The organism is Geminicoccus flavidas (assembly GCF_009806515.1).
In the GTDB taxonomy this organism is placed as follows: domain Bacteria; phylum Pseudomonadota; class Alphaproteobacteria; order Geminicoccales; family Geminicoccaceae; genus Geminicoccus; species Geminicoccus flavidus.
Genome location: NZ_WUJP01000497.1, coordinates 1 through 5485 on the forward strand (window position 1 = coordinate 1; position 5485 = coordinate 5485).

A 5485-nucleotide genomic window follows, 5' to 3' on the forward strand; every position below is an offset into this window, starting at 1 on the left:
TCGATCGGCCGGCTGTCCTTCACCGAGGTGTCCTCGTAGCCGCAGAACGGGCAGCGCATGGTCGGATCATCGCCTCTCGGGCAAGCGTGGCGGCGTCAGCGCCGGTAGATCGGGAACCGCCGGCACAGTTCCTCGACCTTGTGCCGGGTCGCCTGCTCGACCTGGGCGTCGCCTTCCGGGTTGCGGGCCAGACCGTCCAGCACGTCAGAGATCAGATGGCCGATCGTCTGAAACTCGGCGGTGCCAAAGCCGCGCGTAGTGCCGGCCGGCGTGCCCAGGCGGATGCCCGAGGTAACCGCGGGCTTTTCCGGGTCGAACGGGATGCCGTTCTTGTTGCAGGTGATCCCGGCCCGCTCCAGAGCCTTATCGGCGACGTTGCCCTTGACCCCTTTGGGCCGCATGTCGACCAGCAGCAGATGCGTGTCGGTGCCGCCCGAGACCAGGGCGCAGCCGCGCTCGATCATCACCCCGGCCAGCGCCCTGGCATTATCGACCACCTGGCGGGCATAGGCCTTGAACTCAGGGGTGAGCGCCTCGCCGAACGCCACGGCCTTGGCAGCCACGACATGCATCAGCGGGCCGCCCTGCGAGCCCGGGAACACCGCGCTGTTGAACTTCTTCGCCAGCGCCTCGTCATTGGTCAGGATCAGGCCGCCGCGCGGGCCGCGCAGGGTCTTGTGCGTGGTCGAGGTGACGACATGGGCGTGCGGGACCGGCGAGGGATGCACGCCTCCCGCCACCAGCCCGGCGAAATGGGCCATGTCCACCAGGAGGGTGGCGCCGACGCTGTCGGCGATCTGGCGGAAGCGAGCGAAGTCGAGGATCCGGGGATAGGCGGAGCCACCGGCGATGATCAGCTTCGGCCGGGCTTCCTCGGCCTGGCGCTGCACCTCGTCATAGTCGATCAGGTGGTCGTCCTCGCGGACTCCGTAACGGACCACGTTGAACCACTTGCCGGACACAGCGGCGGGGGCGCCATGGGTCAGATGCCCGCCGGCGGCGAGGGACAGGCCCATGATCGTGTCGCCCGGTTGGAGCAGGGCCAGCAGAACCGCGAAATTGGCCTGGGCGCCGCTGTGCGGCTGGACGTTGGCAAAGCTGGCGCCGAACAGCTCCTTCACCCGATCGATCGCGAGCTGCTCGACCACGTCGGCGAACTCGCAGCCGCCATAGTAGCGCTTGCCCGGATAGCCCTCGGCGTACTTGTTGGTGAACACTGAGCCCTGGGCGTCCAGTACCGCCTGGCTGACGATGTTCTCGGATGCGATCAGTTCGATCTGGTCCTGCTGGCGGTGCAGCTCGTCCTGGATGGCACCGAACAGAGCGGGGTCGGCCTCGGCCAAGCCGGCGGTGAAGAAGCCGGCGGAACGGGTCCGGGGAAGGTCGGTGGAAGCGGCCATGGGTTCTCTTCCGGAGCGGGCGGGCTACAGGTTGGTGAGTTTGGCGATGCGGGCGGCGTGGCGACCGCCCTCGAACGGCGTCGCGAGCCAGGCTTCCAGGCAGTCCAGCGCTACCTGGGGCCCGATCACCCGGGCACCCAGCGCCAGCACGTTGGCGTCGTTGTGCAGCCGGGTCAGCCTGGCGGTGGTCACGTCGTGAACCAGGGCGCAGCGGATGTGTCGAAAGCGGTTGGCGGCTATCGAGACGCCGATCCCGGTGCCGCAGATCAGCACGCCGCGCGCCGCACGGCCTTCGCCGATCGCGGCGCAGACGGCCCGGGCGATGTCCGGATAGTCGACCGGGGCCGGCCCGTTCGTGCCGAGATCGAGCGCCGGATGGCCCTGCTTCTCCGCCGCTGCCACGAGCAGCGCCTTCAACTCGAAGCCGCCATGATCCGCGCCGAACGCGATCGTCGCCATGCCCACGCGTAGGTGTCCCTGCCTTGCTGCGGCCGCGCAGATAGCATGACCCGCCCGCCTGCGCACCATCGGCGCCGACCGCTCCCGGAATGGCCCCCACCGACCGGCGAGGAGGCGGTCGGCAGAGAGGCGAGTGGTTGGCCGCCGGTTGGCAGGGCCGGGATGCATCTACATATCAGGACGACCATTTCCCCGGAGTGCCCGACCGGTGCCAGCCTTCTCCGTGCTCGACCTCGCCCACATCGTGGAAGGGTCGACCGCCGCCGATGCGTTCCGCAACGCGCTCGACCTAGCTCGCCATGTCGAGGCGCTGGGTTATCGCCGCTTCTGGCTGGCCGAGCACCACAACATGATCGGGATCGCCAGCGCGGCGACCTCGGTGGTGATCGGCCATGTCGCGGCGGGCACCAGCACGATCCGGGTGGGGGCCGGCGGCATCATGCTGCCGAACCATTCGCCGCTGGTGATCGCCGAGCAGTTCGGCACCCTCGCCACCCTGTTCCCCGGCCGGATCGATCTTGGCCTGGGCCGCGCCCCCGGCTCGGACATGCGCACCTTCCAGGCGCTGCGCCGCTCGGCGGACAGTGCCGACCGCTTCCCGCAGGACGTGGTCGAGCTGCAGGCGCTGCTGGCACCCGAGCGGCCCGGCCAGACTCTGCGGGCGGTGCCGGGCGTGGGCACCGAGGTGCCCTTGTGGATCCTGGGCTCCAGCATGTTCGGCGCCCAGCTCGCAGCCGCGCTCGGCCTGCCGTTCGCCTTCGCCTCGCATTTCGCCCCGGATGCGCTGATGCAGGCGCTGGAGATCTACCGAGCCCGCTTCGAGCCGTCCGCGCAACTGGCCGAGCCCTATGCCATGGTCGCAGCCAACGTGGTGGTGGCTGAGACCGACGAGCGGGCCCGCTATCTGTTCACCTCGATCCAGCAGCAGTTCGCCCATCTGCAGCGCGGCGACCCCGGCCGGCTGCGCCCGCCGGTCGACGACATCGATGCCTACTGGACGCCGCACGAGAAGATGCGGGCCCAGCACATGCTGGCCTGCTCGTTCGTGGGCGCGCCCGGCACAGTGAGAGACGGCCTTGCGGGCTTCCTGGAGCGCACCGGCGCCGACGAGGTGATGGTGGCGGCACCTCTCTATGATCACTCGGCGCGCAAGGCCTCCTTCACCCTGCTCGCCGACATCGCCGCCAAGCTGAACGGGACCGGCCAATGACCGACCAGAGCGACGACCTGCCTGCCACGCCTAAGGTCCGGGGGCGGCTCGCCGAGATCAAGCAGGGCTGGGCCGAGAGCGGCCGGTTCCTGACCGGCGAGACCCGCTCTGCCGGCGAGCGCCTGCCGCCCGGCCAGCATGTCGTCACCAACTGGCCGATCCTGGACCTGGGCACCCGGCCGAAGGTGGCGCCCGAGCGCTGGCAGCTCCGGGTGTTCGGCCTGGTCGAGGAGGCGTTCACCTGGGACTGGCAGGCGATGCTGGCCCAGCCGCAGACCCGCAGCGTCTCGGACATCCACTGCGTCACCACCTGGTCGCGCTACGACAATCATTGGGAGGGTGTCGCCACCAGCGTGATACTGGCCCAGGCGAAGCCGAAGCCCGAGGCGCGCTTCGTCGTGCTGCACGGCTATGACGACTACACGACCAACCTGCCGCTCGCCGACTTCGCGTCGCCCGACGCGCTCCTGGCGCATCGCTGGGAAGGGGAGCCCCTGCCGGTCGAGCATGGCGGGCCGGTCCGGCTGGTCGTGCCGCACCTCTACTTCTGGAAGAGTGCCAAGTGGCTGCGCCGGATCGAGTTCGTGGCCGAGGACCGGCGCGGCTTCTGGGAGGAGCGCGGCTACCATGACCGTGGCGATCCCTGGGCCGAGCAGCGCTACCACGATGAAGAGGGCTGAACGGGAGGAAGGCTGAACCCGTCGGGCCGGAACTGCCGGCACGGTCGGGGGTTGTCCTGGCGCGCCGGTCGGGTTTCCCTAAGGGCCAAAGGCATGGCGGTGGCCGGGCCTTTCCGGAAACGACCAAAGCACGTGCGGACGAGGAATTTGATCCAGCCAGCGGCGAACCTGCCGACCATTCCGCTCAGCCAGATGGCGCTGTTCCTGGACGTGGACGGTACCCTGCTCGACATCGCGCCTTCGCCCGACGCGGTGGTGGTGAGCGACGAGCTTAAGGCAGTGCTTGCCGAGCTGTTCGCCCAGGCCGGGGGTGCGGTGGCGCTGGTGAGCGGGCGGACGGTGGCCGACCTGGATCGGCTGTTCCAGCCGCTGCGCTTGCCGGTGGCAGGCCAGCACGGGGCTGAATGGCGGATCGCGGCGGACGGCACCACCGGCCGGATCAGCACCGTGCCGGAGCGGCTGCGCGACCTGGCGGTGGCCCTGGCGTTGCGCCACCCCGGCATGCTGGTCGAGGACAAGGGCGGGGCGGTGGCACTGCATGTCCGCGCCCGGCCGGAGCTGGAGGGCGAGATCGGCGAGGCGGTCGAGCGCATCGTGGCCGATTTCCCGGACTACGAGGTGCTGCACGGCAAGGCGGTGTTCGAGTTTCGCCGGAAGGGCGTCCATAAGGGGGCCGCGGTGGCGACCCTGGCCGGGCAGCCGCCGTTTTCCGGCCGCACCCAGGTCTTCATCGGCGACGACACGACCGATCTCGATGCGATCGACACGGTGCAGCGCAGCGGCGGCTACGGCCTGCTGGTGGGGCCGGCCGGGCCGCTGCGCCGCCCGCACGATGTCCGGACCTGGCTGGCCGGACTCCTGCGGACCAGTGGGCCGTTCGAGGGGGAGAGCCCGTGAGCGGGCTCGACCTGGGCGTGATCGGCAACGGCACGATCGCGTCGCTGATCGACGAGCAGGGCCGCCATGTCTGGACCTGCTGGCCCAGGCTGGACGGCGACCCGATCTTCCACGCGCTCCTGGGTGGGGAAGGCGGCTTCTGGTCGGTCGAGCCGACCCGCCCTGCGACAGCGCGCCGGCGCTATGTCGGCAATACCGCGATCCTGGAGACCGAGCTCGAGGACGAGACCGGTGCGGTGATCCGGATCATCGACCTGGCACCGCGCTGCCGCCGCTTCGGCCGGATGTTCCGCCCGGCCACGCTCTTGCGCCGGATCGAGCCGGTGCAGGGCCGCTTCCCCTGCACGGTGCGGCTGCGGCCGAACAGCCGCTATGGTGCCGAGCCGATGCAGACCGTGGCGCTCAGCAACAGCCTGCGCCTGATCTCCGGCGACCAGGCGATCCGGCTGACCACCGACATGTCGGTGGCCTGCATCGCCGAGGAACTGCCGATCGTGGTCCACGCCCCGATCCACATGATCCTGAGCGGCGACACCTCGGTCATGGAAGCGCCGGCCCAAGTGTTCCGCGAGCTCTACGAGGAGACCCTGTACTACTGGCAGGAATGGTCGCGCTACCTGTCAGTGCCGTTCGAGTACCAGGACGTGGTGCTGCGCGCGGCGATCACGCTGAAGCTGTGCACGTTCGAGGAAACCGGCGGCGTGGTCGCAGCACTGACCACCTCCATCCCGGAGGCACCCGATTCCGGGCGCAACTGGGACTACCGGTTCTGCTGGCTGCGCGACACCTACTTCACGGTCCACGCGCTCAACCGGCTGGGCGCCACCCGGACCATGGAG

The 5485-nt window shown here is 69.8% G+C and carries 7 protein-coding genes; 4 read left to right on the plus strand and 3 right to left on the minus strand.

The features are described from left to right. From EQG76_RS33905 to rpiB, 3 genes are all read right to left on the minus strand, one after another. A partial coding sequence (locus tag EQG76_RS33905) for an NrdR family transcriptional regulator (protein ID WP_456237662.1) occupies positions 1-59 on the minus strand: 59 nt, incomplete at its 3' end. A gap of 36 nt (positions 60-95) precedes the next feature. Next, positions 96-1400, minus strand: a complete 1305-nt coding sequence (glyA, locus tag EQG76_RS14035; RefSeq protein WP_159714455.1) for a serine hydroxymethyltransferase — start codon at positions 1398-1400, stop codon at positions 96-98. 24 nt (positions 1401-1424) lie between these two features. Beyond that, positions 1425-1859, minus strand: coding sequence for a ribose 5-phosphate isomerase B (gene rpiB, locus EQG76_RS14040; RefSeq protein ID WP_159714483.1), 435 nt, complete (start codon positions 1857-1859; stop codon positions 1425-1427). Between the two features lie 208 nt (positions 1860-2067). Here rpiB and EQG76_RS14045 point away from each other — a divergent pair, with 208 nt between their 5' ends. The 4 genes from EQG76_RS14045 to EQG76_RS14060 all read left to right on the plus strand — a co-directional run. Next, positions 2068-3069, plus strand: coding sequence for an LLM class flavin-dependent oxidoreductase (locus EQG76_RS14045; RefSeq protein WP_159714458.1), 1002 nt, complete (start codon positions 2068-2070; stop codon positions 3067-3069). Further along, on the plus strand, positions 3066-3749 hold the full coding sequence (locus EQG76_RS14050) for a sulfite oxidase-like oxidoreductase (protein WP_159714461.1): 684 nt from the start codon (positions 3066-3068) through the stop codon (positions 3747-3749). Before EQG76_RS14045 ends, EQG76_RS14050 begins: the two co-directional genes overlap by 4 nt. Before the next feature lie 147 nt (positions 3750-3896). Beyond that, positions 3897-4646: a trehalose-phosphatase gene (gene otsB / locus EQG76_RS14055; RefSeq protein ID WP_159714480.1), complete on the plus strand. Its 750-nt coding sequence runs from the start codon at positions 3897-3899 to the stop codon at positions 4644-4646. Next, the coding region (locus EQG76_RS14060; RefSeq protein ID WP_235031363.1) for a glycoside hydrolase family 15 protein at positions 4643-5485 on the plus strand (843 nt) is incomplete at its 3' end. The genes otsB and EQG76_RS14060, both read left to right, overlap by 4 nt.